Here is a 16,990-nt window from a genome sequence, read left to right on the forward strand (position 1 = left end):
CACCCCTCCAGCCCAGATTCGAGCCTGATGCCACGCAAATCCTGGCGAGAAGCCCTCGCCACCTATGCCAACCCCGCCACACTGGCGCTGCTGCTTCTGGGCTTCGCCGCCGGCCTGCCCTACATGCTGGTGTTCTCGACCCTGTCGGTCTGGCTGCGCGAAGCCGGCGTAGCGCGCGAGACCATCGGTTTTGCCAGCCTCATCGGCCTGGCGTATGCCTTCAAATGGGTCTGGGCCCCGATGCTCGACCAGTGGCGCCTGCCAGTGTTGGGCAAGCTTGGCCGGCGCCGCTCCTGGCTGGTGCTGTCACAGGGCCTGGTTGCCATCGGCCTGATCGGCATGGCGCATTACGACCCGCAAACGCACCTCTCGACGCTGATCGCCCTGGCCGTGCTGGTCGCCTTCGCTTCGGCCACCCAGGACATCGCCGTCGATGCCTACCGTCTGGAAATCCTCGGCGATGAGCATCAGGCTGCGCTGGCCGCCGCCTACATGACCGGCTACCGCGTCGCCGCGCTGCTGGCCACCGCCGGCGCGCTGTATTTCGCCGAAGGCTTCGGCTCGACCGCCAAGGACTACCAGTTCAGCGCCTGGACCGGCACCTACATGGTCTTCGCCCTGCTGATGCTGCCTGGCTTGCTCACCTCCATCTGGATGCGCGAGCCGCCAGCACCGCCGCACATCAATGTCGCGCCACCCAAGCATGGCTTTTTCCACCAACTGCTGGCGATCAGCGCGGTGATCGTGCTGATCATCGCCGTGCCGACCATGTTCATCCAGTTCTATCAGAGCGATCTGATGCCAATGCTGCTCGGCGACGTCAGCATGCAGGAGCTGCTCTACAGCGACCGCGCCTTCCTGCGCGCCATGCTCTACAGCACCCTGGCCTGCGTGTGCGCCTCCGGGCTGTTCTGGGGCGGGCTGGCGCCGGTGCTGAAAACGGCAGCGGCAAGGTATGGTTTCTTCCATCAGCTGCTGTCCGTGCTGCTGCTGATCATCCTGCTGATTGCCGTGCCGGCGATGATCACCCAGTTCTACGAAAGCGATCTGCACCTGGTCCTGCAAGGCCAGATGAGCCTGCAGGAACTGCTCTACCAGGACCGCGCCTTCCTCCGCGCCCTGCTCTACACCCTGCTCACCAGCCTGTCGATTTCCAGCCTGTTCTGGGGCGGCATGGCCCCGGTGCTGACGCCGATCAACGACTTCATCGTGCGCTATCGCTGGCAGGCACTGCTGCTGCTGAGCCTGATTGCCACCTATCGCCTGTCCGATACCGTGATGGGGGTGATGGCCAACGTCTTCTACATCGACCAGGGCTTCACCAAGGAGCAGATCGCCAGTGTCAGCAAGATTTTCGGCCTGGTGATGACCCTGCTCGGCGCCGGGGCCGGCGGCCTGCTCATCGTGCGTTTCGGCATCATGCCGATTCTCCTGATCGGCGCGGCCGCCTCGGCGGCCACCAACTTGATGTTCATGCTGTTGGTGGGCATGGGTCCGCACCTGAACATGCTGATCGTCACCATCAGCTGCGACAATTTCAGTGCAGGCTTGGCTACCTCGGCGTTCGTGGCCTATCTGTCGAGTCTGACCAACCTGAAATTCTCGGCCACCCAGTACGCCCTGCTCAGTTCCATCATGCTGCTGCTGCCGCGCCTGATCGGTGGTTATTCCGGCGTGATGGTGGAAAGCCTCGGCTACGCCCACTTCTTCCTCGCCACGGCGCTGATGGGGATACCGACACTGCTGCTTATCATCATTCAGTGGCGCCGCGACAAACGCCAGCCCAACGGCGACGCCCCGGTGGAAAGGGCTTGATACCGGACTGGCAAGTTTGTGTGCGTATTGCTCACGGGCTTAGCACTATCCATTACCGAGTTCACTGAGCGTTTTGGTTGCGCCCCTTACGGGCGCCACACCTTTCTTGCTTGCCCAAGAAAGGTGTGCCAAAGAAGGGCACCCCGACATCCGGGTTTCGCTGCGCGAAACTTCCCTCGCTCCGGTGCCGCTCCGGGGGCCGGCTTACAAGGGCCGTCCCTGGCCCTTTAAGCCTCTCGCCGCATCCATGCGGCTCGCTCCCCTACGCAGCACCTCCACTCGGCCTCCTGAAGGGGACCAGGTCGCGAGCTTGCAAGATTTCCTCAGGCTCAAGCTCCACAGTGTCTGTTTTTGCTTTTGTTTTTACTTTTAAGCAGCGATCACGCAGGCGACGCCCAAGTCCCCTTCAGGAGGCCGAGTGGAATCGCCGCGTAAGGGGTTGAGCGACATGGATGTCGCGAGAGCCACGATGGGCCAGGGATGGCCCTTCGTGGCGTGCCCCTGGAGCGGTGATGGAACGAGGGAACCCCGGCGCAGCCGGGGCCGGATGAACGGGGTGCCCTTCTCTTTGGTTACTTTCTCTTGGGCAAGCAAGAGAAAGTGACTCGCCCGTGAGGGGCGAAACCAAGACGAGAGATCGACGCGCTAGTGATCTTGGCCCGGATATAAATAGCGCAAAAGAACACACAAACTTGCCAGTCCGGTATCAATCGGCACCTCTCCCAAACTACGCGAAGAAAAACCTTTCCAGGTGCCTCAATCAGCCTTGGCCAGATGCACCACCCGCTGTGGGAACGGAATTCCGATACCCGCCTCGGTCAGACGCTCCTTGGCCAGCTCGGTAAAGGCGAAGGTCACCGGCCAGAAGTCGCCAGTGGCCACCCACACGCGCAGCGACAGGTTCACCGCACTGTCACCCAGCCCGGTCACGAACACAACCGGCGCAGGATCGACATGTACACGCGGGTCCTGGGCGATTTCCAGCAGCACCTCGCGCGCTTTTTTGATGTCGCTGGAGTAATCGATACCGATATTGATATCGGCGCGCCGACGCGGCTCACGCGAGTAGTTGGTGATGTGGCCGTTGGACAGGCTGCCATTGGGCACGATGACGACCTTGTTATCGCCGGTTTTCAGCGTGGTATGGAAGATCTGGATGCTATCGACGCTACCGGAGACACCCTGTGCCTCGATCCAATCACCAGCCCGAAACGGACGGAACAGCATGATCAGCACGCCACCGGCGAAGTTGGCCAGGCTGCCCTGCAACGCCAGGCCGATGGCCAGACCCGCGGCACCGATCATGGCGATGAACGAAGTGGTCTCCACACCGATCATCGAAGCCACGCTGATCAGCAGCAGAATACGCAGCACGATGCTGACCAGGCTGCCAATGAAGCTGCTCAGCGCGCGGTCCACCTTACGCGCTGCTAGCATGCTCTCGATGCTCGACGTCAGCCGGCTGATCAGCCACCAGCCGATCAGCAGAGTGATCACTGCCAGGGTCAGCTTGCCGCTGTACTCCAACACCACCGGCAGCCAGGCCTCGGACATTTTCACCAGTTCCTCGACGTTCATATCCATAGGGTGCTCCTGTTTTCCCGTACATGAAACGAAACCGCCATGGCAAGCCATGGCGGTCAGAATGCTATCAACCTAGCCTGCGACGACTCAGCATCACAAAGGTTCAATCGCGGAAGTTGTTGTACTGCAGCGGCATGCCGAACTCGTGACCCCGCAGCAGGGCGATGGCTTCCTGCAGGTCATCGCGCTTCTTGCCGGTGACACGCACCTGCTCGCCCTGGATGGCGGCCTGCACCTTGAGCTTGGCGTCCTTGATGTGAGCGACGATCTTCTTCGCCAGCTCCTTGTCGATACCTTCGCGGAAGGTGACTTCCTGCTTCATCACCTTGCCCGAAGCGTAGGGTTCCTTGGTTTCCATGCACTGGCAGTCGATCTTGCGCTTGATCAGGCTGCTGCGCACGATGTCGAGCATCTGCTCGAGCATGAACTCGGCTTCGGCGGTCAAGGTCAGCGCCTTGTCCTTACTCTCGATGCTGCATTTGCCACGCAGGTCGAAACGGCGGTCGAGCTCCTTGATGGCATTGTCGACCGCATTGGTCAGTTCGTGTTTGTCCAGTTCAGACACGATGTCGAACGAAGGCATGAGTGGGCTCCTGATGGACGGCGCGATCCTCTTCACGGAGTGAACGCGCCTGACTTGACGATAACTATGGCGGGCCCATTATATCCAGACTGATACGCGCCGTTTGGCGTCCTTCCTCTCTGTCTACGAGTCAGCCCCATGCCCAACCCCCATCTCAGCATCCTGGTGGTGGACGACGCCAAGTTCTCCAGCGCCATGATCGGTCGTGCACTGAGCCAGGCCGGCTATCTGGACGTGCGTTTCGCCAGCAGCGCCAGCGAAGCCCTGCAGCAGCTGGAGCAGCGCCCGGCCAGCGTGCTTCTGGCCGACTGGCTGATGCCCGAGATCGACGGCCTGGAGCTGACCGCGCGGGTGCGCCAACTGGACGAGACCGCCGACCACTACACCTACATCATCCTGCTGACCGGCAAGGAAGGCGAAAACGTCCTGGGCGAAGCCTTCGACCGTGGCGTCGATGACTTCATCAGCAAGGCGGCTATGAACGAACAACTGGTGCCACGCGTGTACGCCGCGGATCGCCTGTGCAACACCCTGCAGCGCCTGCTGCACGAGAACCGCATGCTCACGCAGAACATCGCCAGCCTGGAGCGGCGCAATCTGGTCGATCCGCTCACCGGCCTGGGCAACCCGCGCTATCTGCGCCAGAAGCTCACCGACAGCCTGCGCCAGATCGAGTCGCGCGGCGGCGCCGTGTGCTACCTGCTGATCGGCCTGCAGGACGCCGGTCAGCTGCGCAACCAGTACGGTGACCGCTTCTTCAACGAACTGCTGCATGGCGTCGCGCGACGTCTGCAGCAGCTTGTCAGACCACTGGACGTGCTGACGCGCCTGGATGACAACCACTTCGGCCTGATCACCCTGCTCGACGACCTGCACGAGTGCTCGCCGAGCAGCTTCAAGCGCCTGCACGAAGGCCTCAACTTCAAGGCGTTCAAGACCAGCGAAGGTTTCATTACGCTGAAAGCCGGCATCAGCCTGGTCGGTCTGGATGCCAAGGCGCTACCCACCGATACCGAACAACTGATTCAGCATGCGCAGAATCTGCTACCAGAGTCTTACGCCAGCGGCCGGGTCGCAGCCATGCGCCTACCTCTGCCGTGACCTGGCACATCCTCGGCGCCGGCAGTCTCGGCAGCCTCTGGGCAGCACGCCTGGCCCGTGCCGGCCTGCCAGTCAGGCTGATCCTGCGCAACCGGCAACGCCTCGAAGCCTATCGCCAGGCCGGCGGCCTGACGTTGGTCGAAGCGGGCCAGCCCATGCAGTACGCCATTCCTGCAGAATTGCCACAAGCGGACACGCCCATCCATCGCCTGCTGCTGGCCTGCAAGGCCTATGACGCGCAAAGCGCGGTGGCGACCATCGCCGGACGTCTTGCCCCGGGCGCCGAGCTGCTGCTGTTGCAAAATGGCCTGGGCAGCCAGGATGAAGTTGCCCAACGCCTACCCAAGCAACGTTGCCTGTTCGTCTCCAGCACCGAAGGGGCTTTTCGTCCCGCCGATTTTCAGGTGGTGTTCGCCGGCAATGGCCACAACTGGCTGGGTGACCCGAGCGATCCCCAGCCACCAACCTGGCTGGACGAGCTGCAGCGCGCGGGCATCGCTCACCAGTGGAGCCCGGATATCCTCACGCGCCTGTGGCGCAAGCTGGCGCTGAACTGCGCGATCAACCCGCTCACCGTACTGCACGACTGTCGCAATGGTGGCCTGACCGAGCACCCTGCCGAAGTCGCCACCCTGTGCGCCGAACTCGACGAGCTGCTGCAACGCTGCGGCCAGCCCGCAGCCGCAGAGAATCTGCATCAAGAGGTACAGCGCGTGATCAGCGCCACTGCGGCGAACTACTCCTCCATGCACCAGGACGTTGCACAGGGACGTCGCACCGAGATCAGCTATCTGCTTGGCTACGCCTGCGCAGCGGCGCAGCGTCATCAGCTGCATGTGCCGCACCTGCAGCATCTGCAGCAGCGCCTGCTGAGCCACCTGCGTGAACGGGGTTTGCCTCTCGCTTGAGTACGCAGGGCGGGTGCAACCCATCACTCGCAGCTTGGCGGGTAGCACCCGCCCTACACAGGCAGTAGGCAATGGCCTGACAGCCGCGCTAACCTGCCGTCCTCACTCGCCACAACGATACCCTCATGAGACTGCGTCAGCGCCTCGAAAACCTGCCAGTGGGCCGCAAACTGCTCGCCGCACTGCTGGTGTTGCTCGCCGCCGTGATGCTGGTGGCCAATCTGGCTTTCATCAGCGCAGCCTACTGGATCACCCAGCAGAGCATGGCGCCACAGGCCCTGCACACCCTCGGCCGGCTTATCGCCAGCCCGACACTGAGCAAGGAAGCCTTGCACTCGTCCGCCTCGGCCGAGGCCCTGCTCAAACGCCTGGACGATTACGCGCCCCTGCGTGCAGCGATTATCTACGACAGCAATGGCAACAGCCTGGCACAACTGCAACGCGGCGAAAAACTGCAGCTACCGCAGCAACTGAGCCAGCTGCAGAACTGGCGCGAAACAGCCTTTCGCACCAACCTGCTGGTCGATCTGCCCCACCCCAGCGGTCGCCCCGGCGCCCTGCTGCTGGTGGCGTCCAGCGAATTGCCTGGTGCCTTCTATACCGGCACCCTGACCGCCAGCCTGGTGATTCTGGCGTTCAGCGTGCTGCTGTGGTTGCTGGTGGCCAGGCAGATCAAACGCCTGGTGACCAAACCCATTCGCCGTCTGGAAGAACTGTCACGCCAGGTCACCCGCGAAGAGAACTATGCGCTGCGCGCCAATCGCGGCAATCAGGACGAGATCGGCAGCCTGGCCGATGCGTTCAACACCATGCTGATGCGCATGGAAGCGCGTGAGCAGCAGCTCAAGCGTGCCCGCGACGACGCCCAGCAGGCCTTCGATCAGGCGCAGAGCCTGGCCGAGGAGACCCGCCACTCCAACCGCAAGTTGGAGCTGGAGGTGCAGGTGCGCAGCAAGATCGAGAAGAAACTCACCGGCTTTCAGAACTACCTCAACAGCATCATCGACTCCATGCCTTCGGCGCTGATCGCTCTCGACGAACAGCTCTACGTCACGCAGTGGAATCAGGAAGCCAGCGCCCTGTCCGGTACGCGCCTGGAAGAGGCGCTGAACCAACCGATATTTCTCGCCTTCCCGCCACTCAAACCCTTTCTCGCGCAGCTCAAACGCACCGCCGAGCAGCATCGCGTGGAGAAGATCGAGCGCGTTACCTGGCACAAAGACGAAGAGCCCCACCATTACGCCCTGACCTTCTACCCACTGGTGGGCGGCGCCGGCCGAGGCGTGGTGATCCGTATCGACGACATCACCCAGCGCCTGGCCCTGGAGGAAATGATGGTGCAGTCGGAGAAGATGCTCTCCGTCGGCGGCCTGGCGGCGGGCATGGCGCACGAAATCAACAACCCGCTCGGCGCCATCCTGCATAACGTGCAGAACATCCGCCGGCGCCTGTCGCCGGGTCTGGAAAAGAATGTCGAACAGGCCGAACAGGCCGGCGTCAGCCTGGAAGCCATTGAGCACTACATGGAGGCACGCGAGATACCGCGCCTGCTCGACGGCATCCAGCAGGCCGGCCAGCGCGCCGCCAAGATCGTCAGCCACATGCTCAGCTTCAGCCGCCGCAGCGACCGCCAGCTATCGCCCTGCGATCTGCCGGCGCTGATCGACCAAGCCCTGGAGATCGCCGGTAACGACTTCGACCTGACCGACAGTTTCGACTTCAAGACCCTGGAGATCGTGCGCCAGTACGATCCGTTGCTGGGCCCGGTAGCCGGCACCGCCAACGAACTGGAGCAGGTGCTGCTCAACCTGCTGAAGAACGCCGCCCAGGCCATTCACCAGCGCGACGAGGATACCGAGCCCGGCCGCATCATCCTGCGCACTCGGCAGGCCGGCAACTGGGCAGAAGTACAAGTGGAAGACAACGGCACCGGCATGAGCGAGGCGGTGCGCAAACGCATCTTCGAACCCTTCTTCACCACCAAGGAGGTGGGCCAGGGCACCGGACTCGGCCTGGCGGTCTCCTACTTCATCATCACCAACAATCACAAAGGGCAGATGGAAGTGCACTCGACGCCAGGCCAGGGCACCTGTTTCACCCTGCGCCTGCCGCTGGCCTCGCTGCCCGATCACACAGGACTCTGAGACATGGGCTTTCGCCTCTCGAAGATCTACACCCGCACTGGCGACAAAGGCGAAACCGGGCTGGCCGACGGCCGCCGGGTCGGCAAGGATCACCCACGCATCGAGGCCATCGGCGAGTTGGACACGCTCAACAGTCAGCTCGGCCTGCTACTCGCCGAACTGGATGATGCCGCCACGACCTGGCCGGCACTCAAGGAGATCAGCGAGGTGCTGAGCCCCTGCCAGCACCGTCTGTTCGATCTCGGGGGCGAACTGGCAATGCCCGAGTACCAGGCCTTGCAGCAGGTAGAAGTGCAGCGCCTGGAGACGGCCATCGACAACTGGAACGAAGAGGTCGGGCCACTGGAAAACTTCATCCTGCCTGGCGGCTCCAGGCTGATCGCCCAAGCCCACGTGTGCCGCAGCCTCGCGCGCAGCAGCGAGCGCCGCTGCCAGCACCTCAACGCCGTCGAGCCGCTACGTGGTGAGGGCCTGGCCTACGTCAACCGCCTCTCCGACCTGCTGTTCGTCGCCGCCCGCCTGATCGCCAAGCGCCAGGGCATTGCCGAGGTGCTGTGGAAGGCGGCAGACAAACCGTAGCTCGCGACCTCACATGTAGACGGAGGGTAGGAGCGAGGGGGACGCCTAGTTCTCTGCTCGCAAAGCTTCTTAGACTCGCCGATGTTCGCGAGCAGAGCTCGCTCCTACAGAAATACGGCATCCCACAAGGGATAATTGGCCAGTTGCGTTACCAGGCCGCTCCGCAGCGGGTTGGCGATGATATAACGAGCGATGTCACGTACATCATCCTCCCGGCGTAAAGCCCGGTCATGGTAGCCGGACTGCCAGACCTTACCGCTGCGTTGCAAGCGCTGATTGATTGCCTTGGCGCTGCGCGACTTGACCTGCTGCAACAGCTTCTCCAAGTCGCACTGCCCCAGTTGAAGCAACCAGTGAAAGTGATCCGGCATCACAACCCAGCACAACGAGGTGGCGAGGTCTTGCTCCTCAGCAAGACGTAATTCGTCGATCAGCAGCCGTCCCACAAAAAAGTCGTGAAACCAAGGTTGTCTACAGTGGGTAACGGCTGTAATCGAATAAATGCGGCCAGATTCAGAAAAACGACCGCTGCGCAGATGAGACGTATGGTAATGGGGCATTCCTTGCCTCCTGCCTGCATGCAACCTCAGGTATAGACCGTAGGAGCGAGCTCTGCTCGCGAAGCTTCTTAGACTCGCCGATGTTCGCGAGCAGAGCTCGCTCCTACAGGGTGCTAGCCGGCCAGAACGCGCGAATACCGGCCACGCCCTGGGCGCCAACCTGCCAGGCACGTTCGATATCGGCCGGGCCTACGCCACCCAGCAGATATGCCGGCAGGTTGCAATGGGTCAACATCTCGCTTGCGGCGTCCCAGCCCAGCGGCTGCGCCTCGGGATGAGTCGCGGTCGCCTGCACAGGGGACAGGGTGGCGAAGTCCACGCCCATCTGCGCGGCCAGCGCCAGCTCATCGGCATTATGGCAAGACGCCGCCAACCAGCGGTCGTCAGGGAACGGGCGGCCGCCAGCGGCGTACTTGCGCAGCTGTTCGGCCGTCAGGTGCCAGCCAGCCGCGGGAAAATCCCCCAGCCACTCCAGCGGTCCCTTGAGCATCAGTTGCGCCTTGCCGGCACACAGGCCCTGCACGTCGACAGCCAGGTCGCGGTATTGCGGGTCGAACATGTTCGGCGCGCGCAGCTGAATCAGCCTTACCCCCTGCGCCAGAGCACTGCGGATGCCGGCAAGCAGCTCACTCGGCTCCAGGCCGTCCGGAGTAATCAGGTAACGCTCGGGCAGGCGCGCGGCGGCGACTATGGGTTTGTTGGCGGCGGGAAATTCGTACTCCAGCAACTGCCGTTCGCTGACCCAGGCCAATGGCTGGCCCTCGGCACCATGCGGCTCGCCACTGAAGGCGGAGACTTCCCAGACGTCCAGCAACACCTGCTTGTCCGGGTAATCATGACGAATCTGGATCAACGGGCGCGCAGTCTGCGGACGAATGCCCAGTTCCTCCTGCAGTTCACGATCGAGGGCAACCCGCACCGCCTCACCGTCCTCCACCTTGCCGCCGGGAAACTCCCACAGACCACCCTGGTGTTTGTCATCGGGTCGCCTGGCGATCAGGATGCGTCCATCGACACCCCGAATCACCGCTGCTGCGACATGCACACGCTTCACCCCTTTACCTCCTGCAATGCTGCCTGATACCAGCGCCGGAACGCCGGCCAGCGGTAGATGGTTTCGACATAGGCCGCTGCCGTTGTCGGTAGCGCCACATGATAACTGCGCAGACGCGCGGCGACCGGCGCATAGAAGGCATCGGCAATGCTGGCCTGGCCGAACAGATAGTTGCCGGTACTGGCGTAACGCTCACGGCAGCCAGCCCAGATCGCGCAGATGCGATCGATATCGGCCTGCGCCTCGTCAGGCAGTTCGGCCAGCGCCTTGTCCCGCGCCAGGTCCATGGGCAGATGACTGCGCAGAGCGCTGAAGCCACTGTGCATCTCCGCACAGACACTACGCGCCAAGGCGCGGGCCTGGCGATCCTGCGGCCACAGCTGCGCCTCGGGGTAGCACTCGGCCAGATATTCGGCTATCGCCAGGGAATCCCACACCGGTCCCTGTTCAGTGAGCAGCACAGGCACCTTACCGGTGGGGGAATGACGCAGCAGTTGCACACGGCTGTCAGGCTGATACAGACGCACCAGCACTTCCTCACATTCCACACCGGCCAGCTCGACCGCCAGAGCGGCGCGCAACGACCAGGATGAATAGTTCTTGTCGCCAATCACCAGTTGCAGTGCCATCTCGCGTGTCCTCGCCTACGTTCCTGGAAATACCCCGAAGTCGATCGACGTTAAAAGCCCGCCCCCCCGAATAGCAAATTCCCGCGCGTCATGGGGTCATGAGGCGCGGGAATAATGGACGGCCGGGACTGATCAGGTGCGGTATTCGGCGTTGATCTTGACGTACTCGTGGGACAGGTCGGTGGTCCAGATGGTCTCGCTGCAGGTGCCGCGGCCCAGCTCGATACGGATGGTGATTTCCTCACGAGCCATCACCGCCGCACCCTGCTCTTCGGTGTAGGTGGTCGCACGGCAACCCTTGCTGGCGATGCAGACTTCGCCGAGGAAAACGTCGATCTTGCTCACATCCAGTTGCGGTACGCCGGCATAGCCGACAGCCGCGAGGATACGCCCCCAGTTGGGGTCGGAGGCGAACAGCGCGGTCTTGATCAGCGGCGAATGAGCCACGGCATAAGCCACGTCCAGGCACTCCTGATGAGTTCCACCGCCGTTGACCTGCACGGTGACGAACTTGGTCGCACCTTCACCGTCACGGACGATGGCCTGCGCCACTTCCATGAAAACTTCGAACACCGCCTGCTTGAGCTTGGCGAACAGCTCACCGGAGGCGTCACTGATCTCAGGCAGTGCGGCCTGGCCGGTGGCGATCAGCATGCAGCAGTCATTGGTAGAGGTGTCACCGTCGATGGTAATGCGGTTGAACGACTTGTTCGCCGCGTCACGCACCAGATCCTGCAGCACGCCCTGCGCGACCTTGGCGTCGGTGGCGATGTAGCCGAGCATGGTGGCCATGTTCGGCCGGATCATGCCGGCGCCCTTGGAAATGCCGGTCACGGTGACGGTGACGCCATCGTGCTGGAACTGCCGGCTGGCGCCCTTGGGCAGGGTGTCGGTGGTCATGATGCCGGTGGCGGCCGCTTCCCAGTTGTCGGCCTTGAGATCATCCAGCGCGGCCTGCAGCGCGGATTCGATCTTCTCCACCGGCAGCGGCTCGCCGATCACACCGGTGGAGAACGGCAGCACGGCGCTTTCAGTTACACCGGTCAGCTCGGCCAGACGCGCACAGGCACGGCGCGCACGGGCCAGACCATCGGCGCCGGTACCGGCGTTGGCATTGCCGGTATTGGTCAGCAGATAACGCACTTCACCACCCAGGCGCTCGCGGGTAATCAGTACCGGCGCCGCGCAGAAGGCGTTGGTGGTGGTCACCCCGGCGATCCGCGAACCTTCGGCGCAGCGCATCACCACCACATCCTTGCGCCCGGGACGCTTGATGCCGGCCGAGGCGATGCCCAGCTCGAAACCGGGAACCGGGTGCAGGGTAGACAGCGGGCCAAGACCAACAGCCATAAGGTGAGCTCCTTGTGAGACGTTGCCGACCGCCAAGCGGTCTGAAAGATAGTAAAACGCCGCGAACGGCAGGGCCGTCGCGGCGTCATCGAGGGCGGCGACAGCATAGCCGAAGCCCTCTCTACTGCAAGCGCCTTCAGCGGCGCGCACCTGCCATGATCAGCCGATCTGACCGTGGCAGTGCTTGTACTTCTTGCCCGAGCCGCAGGGGCACGGTTCGTTGCGACCGACCTTCGGCTCGGCGCGTACTGGCGCTGCAGCCACAGCGACGTCGCCCTCTTCGCCATTGCTCTCTTCAGCCGCCAGGGCCGAAGCGTCAGCGTGCTGGAACTGCATGCGCTCGGCCATCGCTTCAGCCTCGCGACGCAGTCGGGCTTCTTCTTCGGCCGGATCTTCGCGACGGACCTGAACATGACTGAGCACGCGGATGGTGTCGCGCTTGATCGACTCCAGCAGCTCCTGGAACAGGGCGAAGGACTCGCGCTTGTATTCCTGTTTCGGGTTCTTCTGCGCGTATCCGCGCAGGTGGATGCCGTGGCGCAGGTGGTCCATGGTCGACAAGTGATCTTTCCACAGGTCATCCAGCACGCGCAGCAGAATCTGCTTCTCGAAGGTACGCAGGGCTTCGGCGCTGGCCTGGGTCTCCTTCTCGTTGTACGCAGCCAGCAGCTCGACAAGGATGCGCTCACGCAGGGTTTCTTCGTACAGCTTGTCATCTTCGTCCAGCCACTGCTGGATCGGCAGCTTGATGCCGAAGTCGCTCTGCAGGGTGGCTTCCAGGCCAGCCACGTCCCACTGCTCCGGCATCGACTGCGGCGGGATATGGCTGTTGATCGCTGCGGTCAGCACTTCCTCGCGGAACTCGGCGATGGTGTCGCCAACGCTCTCGGCAGCCAGCAGGCTGTTGCGCATGTGGTAGATCACCTTGCGCTGCTCGTTGGCCACGTCGTCGAATTCGAGCAGTTGCTTGCGCATGTCGAAGTTGCGGCCCTCGACCTTGCGCTGGGCCTTCTCGATGGCGTTGGTGACCATGCGGTGCTCGATGGCCTCGCCGGACTGCATGCCGAGGGCCTTCATGAAGTTCTTCACCCGATCCGAGGCGAAGATGCGCATCAGGTTGTCTTCCAGCGACAGGTAGAAGCGGCTGGAACCCGGGTCACCCTGACGGCCGGCACGACCGCGCAGCTGGTTGTCGATACGCCGCGATTCGTGGCGCTCGGAGGCGATCACGTGCAGGCCGCCAGCTTCGATCACCTGCTGATGGCGCTTCTGCCACTCGGCCTTGATCTGCGCGATCTGCTCGTCGGTCGGGTTCTCCAGTGCCGCAACTTCCACTTCCCAGTTGCCGCCAAGAAGGATGTCGGTACCACGACCGGCCATGTTGGTAGCGATGGTCAGCGCCCCCGGACGGCCGGCCTGGGCGATGATCTCGGCTTCCTTGTCATGGAACTTGGCGTTGAGCACCTTGTGCTCGATGCCTTCCTTATTCAGCAGCTGGCTGACGTATTCGGAGGTTTCGATGGTTGCGGTACCCACCAGCACCGGACGGCCCTGAGCCTGGCACTCCTTGATGTCGGCGATGATCGCCTGGTACTTCTCTTCCTGGGTCAGATAGACCAGATCGTTGAAGTCCTTGCGCGCAACCGGCTTGTTGGTCGGGATCACCATCACGTCCAGACCATAGATCTGGCGGAACTCGAAAGCCTCGGTATCGGCGGTACCGGTCATGCCGGACAGCTTGTTGTAGAGACGGAAGTAGTTCTGGAAAGTGGTCGAAGCCAGGGTCTGGCTCTCGGCCTGAATGTTCACCCCCTCCTTCGCTTCGATGGCCTGGTGCAGGCCCTCGGAGAGGCGGCGACCCGGCATGGTACGACCGGTGTGCTCGTCGATCAGGATCACCTGGCCGTTCTGCACGATGTACTCGACATTGCGATGGAACAGCTTGTGCGCACGCAGGCCGGCGTAAACGTGAGTCAGCAGACCGAGGTTGTGCGCGGAATAGAGGCTTTCACCTTCGGCCAGCAGACCGGCAGCGGTGAGCATCTCCTCGACGTACTGGTGGCCGGCCTCGTTGAGTTCGACCTGGCGCGATTTCTCGTCGATCTTGTAGTGACCTTCCTGAGTCACCACGCCTTCCTCTTCCTCGATGTGCTGCTTGAGGCGCGGGATCAGCTTGTTGATCTCGATGTACAGCTTGGAGCTGTCTTCGGCCTGACCGGAGATGATCAGCGGGGTACGGGCTTCGTCGATGAGGATGGAGTCGACTTCGTCGATCACGGCGAAATTCAGCTCACGCTGGAACTTGTCTTCCAGGCTGAAGGCCATGTTGTCGCGCAGGTAGTCGAAACCGAATTCGTTGTTGGTGCCGTAGGTGATATCGGCGGCATACGCGGCGCGCTTCTCTTCCGGCGGCTGAAAGGGGGTGACGATACCCACGGTCAGGCCGAGGAACTCGTACAGCGGACGCATCCAGTTGGCGTCACGACGGGCCAGGTATTCGTTGACCGTGACCACATGCACGCCCTTGCCGGACAATGCGTTGAGGTAGACCGCCAGGGTACCTACCAGGGTCTTGCCCTCACCGGTACGCATCTCGGCGATCTTGCCTTCGTGCAGGGTCATGCCGCCGATCAGCTGCACATCGAAATGGCGCATGCCCATCACCCGCTTACCGGCCTCACGGGCCACGGCAAAGGCTTCGGGAAGCAGCTTGTCGAGGGTTTCGCCCTGAGCCAGACGCCCCTTGAACTCTTCGGTCTTGCCACGCAGTTGCTCGTCCGAGAGGGCGATCATCTGCTCTTCGAGGGCGTTGACGGCCTGCACCGTCTTGAGCATACGCTTTACTTCACGCTCATTCTTGCTTCCGAAAAGTTTTTTCAACAGAGGCGCAAACATATCGACAGGGTCTTCCGGCGAATGGATGGAGGTCGGCGCAAATCGCGACCTGGCAGCCGGCATGGCTGCGGGCGAAGGGGGCATTCTACCCGGAAAAGCCGGAGAGGAAAGTGACGTTGTCAGCCCATTGCTGCCGTGTGATGGCGCAAACCGGGTATCCCCGGAGAACCAGGGACACGGCATATTTTATATGAGGCTCAATACTGGCAACTCAAGGGCGGCGCGAAAACCGCTCACTCGACGCCACTGGCACGTGCGATATACAGCGACGGGTTGACCTGCCGGCCATCCTTGCTGACCTCGAAATGCACGTGATAACCGGTGGAGCGCCCACTGCGACCGACCTTTGCAATGGTCTGGCCACGCTGCACCAGATCACCGATCTGCACGGTATTGCTCTGGTTGTGCGCATAGAGCGTGACGTAGCCATCGGCATGGCTGACTTCCACGGTATTGCCGTAGCCGTTCTTCCTGCCGGAAAAGGTCACTACACCAGCGGCAACCGAAACCACGTCACTGCCAGGTTTGGCCGCGAAATCGATGCCCTTGTGGACACTGGCGCGGCCGGTCAGCGGGTGTACACGACGGCCGAAAGGTGACGACACATAACCTTGCAAAACCGGACGACCAGACAGTGTTTCCGCTTCACTCAGGCGGAGCTCGCCAAGCAGTTGCTCCAGCACTTCCAACTGCTGCTCGCGACTCTCCACGCGCAGTGCCAGCTCATCCAGGGCGTTCATGAAAGGCGGCGGCGCATAGGCCGAAGCCCCCAGCGGATCTTCCGCTCCGCCCTGACCGACACTGAGGGAGAAGTCGAACTCACCGGCGTCCAGTTCCGCCAGTTCGGTGAGGCGCTCACCCAGGGCATCGAGACGGGTGAGGCGCGCCTGCAAATCCGCCACGTGTACGGCAAATGCGTCGAGCTGACGTTGCGCGTCCTGGCGCACGGCGCCGACCTGTTCGCGCTGCTGGTCGAGCGCTTCGACCAGCGAGGTGTCGACCACAGGTTCGGCGGTCAACCACTTGGCGCCCATCGCAGCACCGGCAGCAAGGCTCAGGACCAGCAGCAGGACAGCCGACAGCAGCAACCAGCGCAGGTCCAGATTGATCGTTCGCGCCGAACCGTGACGGCTGTTGAGCAAGATGATATGCATGGCTTCCCCTTTTCGCAGAACACAGGCCGGTAGCACGCTCTGCTACCATGACGGCTCTGCAATTTAAGGCTTCCTGCCATGACGTTTCGTCCCTTGCCGGCCCAGGCACCCGCTAAGCTGTTACGCGAAGCCAAGCCCCTGAAAGCGCTGTTCGGTCAGGCGCAACGCCTTACCCACCTGCAGCGTCTTGTCGATAGCCAGCTACAGCCTGCTGCCCGGGAACACTGTCATGTAGCGTCCTGGCGCGACGGCTGTTTGCTATTGATCGTGACCGATGGCCACTGGGCAACACGCCTGCGTTATCAGCAAAGAAGACTGCAACGACAACTACAGGCACTCGAAGAATTCGCGACCTTAACGAAAATCATGTTCAAGGTGCAACCTCAAGGCGGCCAGAATCGTGGAACCGGTCGCACCTTGCACTTGTCCAATAGCGCCGCACAAAGCATTCAGGCAACGGCCGAAGGCATCAGCGACCCCAAGCTACGCGCGGCACTCGAGCGCCTGGCCAGTCATACGCAGAAAGACGAATGACCCCTCATTCCATTCGTCGGTAAACGCCTTTTTTGCCGCTTTCGCCAGATGATTGGCGCCATGAATCGTTGCAGCACTCACCACCGACTCAACCACGCGC

14 protein-coding genes are annotated in these 16,990 nt (G+C 62.3%); 6 read left to right on the plus strand and 8 right to left on the minus strand.

Annotated features, from left to right (window positions below):
- Positions 1-27: 27 nt before the first annotated feature.
- Positions 28-1,815 (plus strand): AmpG family muropeptide MFS transporter, encoded by a 1,788-nt coding sequence (locus tag N5J71_RS14030; protein WP_279917088.1) that lies wholly within the window; start codon positions 28-30, stop codon positions 1,813-1,815.
- Between the two features lie 756 nt (positions 1,816-2,571).
- Here the strand turns inward: N5J71_RS14030 and N5J71_RS14035 are convergent.
- Both N5J71_RS14035 and N5J71_RS14040 read right to left on the minus strand, forming a co-directional pair.
- The gene (locus tag N5J71_RS14035) at positions 2,572-3,399 is read right to left on the minus strand and encodes a mechanosensitive ion channel family protein (RefSeq protein ID WP_279917089.1); all 828 of its coding nucleotides are present in this window, start codon (positions 3,397-3,399) and stop codon (positions 2,572-2,574) included.
- A gap of 103 nt (positions 3,400-3,502) precedes the next feature.
- Entirely contained in the window at positions 3,503-3,982 is a 480-nt protein-coding gene (locus tag N5J71_RS14040) for a YajQ family cyclic di-GMP-binding protein (RefSeq protein ID WP_017678988.1), read from the minus strand.
- A gap of 138 nt (positions 3,983-4,120) precedes the next feature.
- Between N5J71_RS14040 and N5J71_RS14045 the strand changes: the two genes are divergently transcribed.
- The 4 genes from N5J71_RS14045 to N5J71_RS14060 all read left to right on the plus strand — a co-directional run bounded on the left by N5J71_RS14045 (position 4,121) and on the right by N5J71_RS14060 (position 8,714).
- On the plus strand, positions 4,121-5,083 hold the full coding sequence (locus tag N5J71_RS14045) for a response regulator (RefSeq protein ID WP_279917090.1): 963 nt from the start codon (positions 4,121-4,123) through the stop codon (positions 5,081-5,083).
- On the plus strand, positions 5,080-5,991 hold the full coding sequence (locus N5J71_RS14050; RefSeq protein WP_108233160.1) for a putative 2-dehydropantoate 2-reductase: 912 nt from the start codon (positions 5,080-5,082) through the stop codon (positions 5,989-5,991). Before N5J71_RS14045 ends, N5J71_RS14050 begins: the two co-directional genes overlap by 4 nt.
- A 125-nt stretch (positions 5,992-6,116) precedes the next feature.
- Positions 6,117-8,135, plus strand: coding sequence for a HAMP domain-containing sensor histidine kinase (locus tag N5J71_RS14055; RefSeq protein WP_084341192.1), 2,019 nt, complete (start codon positions 6,117-6,119; stop codon positions 8,133-8,135).
- A 3-nt stretch (positions 8,136-8,138) separates the two neighbouring features.
- Positions 8,139-8,714 carry a cob(I)yrinic acid a,c-diamide adenosyltransferase gene (locus tag N5J71_RS14060; RefSeq protein WP_003459361.1) on the plus strand — a complete coding sequence of 192 codons (576 nt, stop codon included), beginning with the start codon at positions 8,139-8,141 and terminating at the stop codon, positions 8,712-8,714.
- A 104-nt stretch (positions 8,715-8,818) separates the two neighbouring features.
- Here the strand turns inward: N5J71_RS14060 and N5J71_RS14065 are convergent, their stop codons facing one another.
- The 6 genes from N5J71_RS14065 to N5J71_RS14090 all read right to left on the minus strand — a co-directional run bounded on the left by N5J71_RS14065 (position 8,819) and on the right by N5J71_RS14090 (position 16,356).
- The gene (locus N5J71_RS14065) at positions 8,819-9,274 is read right to left on the minus strand and encodes an REP-associated tyrosine transposase (protein ID WP_021488116.1); all 456 of its coding nucleotides are present in this window, start codon (positions 9,272-9,274) and stop codon (positions 8,819-8,821) included.
- Positions 9,275-9,377: 103 nt separating this feature from the next.
- Positions 9,378-10,328 carry a Nudix family hydrolase gene (locus N5J71_RS14070; RefSeq protein WP_206408483.1) on the minus strand — a complete coding sequence of 317 codons (951 nt, stop codon included), beginning with the start codon at positions 10,326-10,328 and terminating at the stop codon, positions 9,378-9,380.
- On the minus strand, positions 10,325-10,957 hold the full coding sequence (locus N5J71_RS14075) for a glutathione S-transferase family protein (RefSeq protein ID WP_279917091.1): 633 nt from the start codon (positions 10,955-10,957) through the stop codon (positions 10,325-10,327). Before N5J71_RS14075 ends, N5J71_RS14070 begins: the two co-directional genes overlap by 4 nt.
- 132 nt (positions 10,958-11,089) lie before the next feature.
- Complete coding sequence (gene argJ, locus N5J71_RS14080; RefSeq protein ID WP_279917092.1) at positions 11,090-12,307, minus strand: bifunctional glutamate N-acetyltransferase/amino-acid acetyltransferase ArgJ; 1,218 nt, start codon at positions 12,305-12,307, stop codon at positions 11,090-11,092.
- Between the two features lie 159 nt (positions 12,308-12,466).
- On the minus strand, positions 12,467-15,202 hold the full coding sequence (gene secA, locus N5J71_RS14085) for a preprotein translocase subunit SecA (protein WP_074855518.1): 2,736 nt from the start codon (positions 15,200-15,202) through the stop codon (positions 12,467-12,469).
- A 233-nt stretch (positions 15,203-15,435) separates the two neighbouring features.
- The gene (locus tag N5J71_RS14090; RefSeq protein ID WP_003459348.1) at positions 15,436-16,356 is read right to left on the minus strand and encodes a M23 family metallopeptidase; all 921 of its coding nucleotides are present in this window, start codon (positions 16,354-16,356) and stop codon (positions 15,436-15,438) included.
- A gap of 78 nt (positions 16,357-16,434) precedes the next feature.
- On the opposite strand from N5J71_RS14090, the gene N5J71_RS14095 reads away from it, so the two are divergent.
- Positions 16,435-16,890 (plus strand): DUF721 domain-containing protein, encoded by a 456-nt coding sequence (locus tag N5J71_RS14095; RefSeq protein ID WP_279917093.1) that lies wholly within the window; start codon positions 16,435-16,437, stop codon positions 16,888-16,890.
- The last annotated feature ends 100 nt before the right edge of the window (positions 16,891-16,990 follow it).

The organism is Ectopseudomonas oleovorans (assembly GCF_029845265.1).
GTDB lineage: Bacteria > Pseudomonadota > Gammaproteobacteria > Pseudomonadales > Pseudomonadaceae > Aquipseudomonas > Aquipseudomonas oleovorans.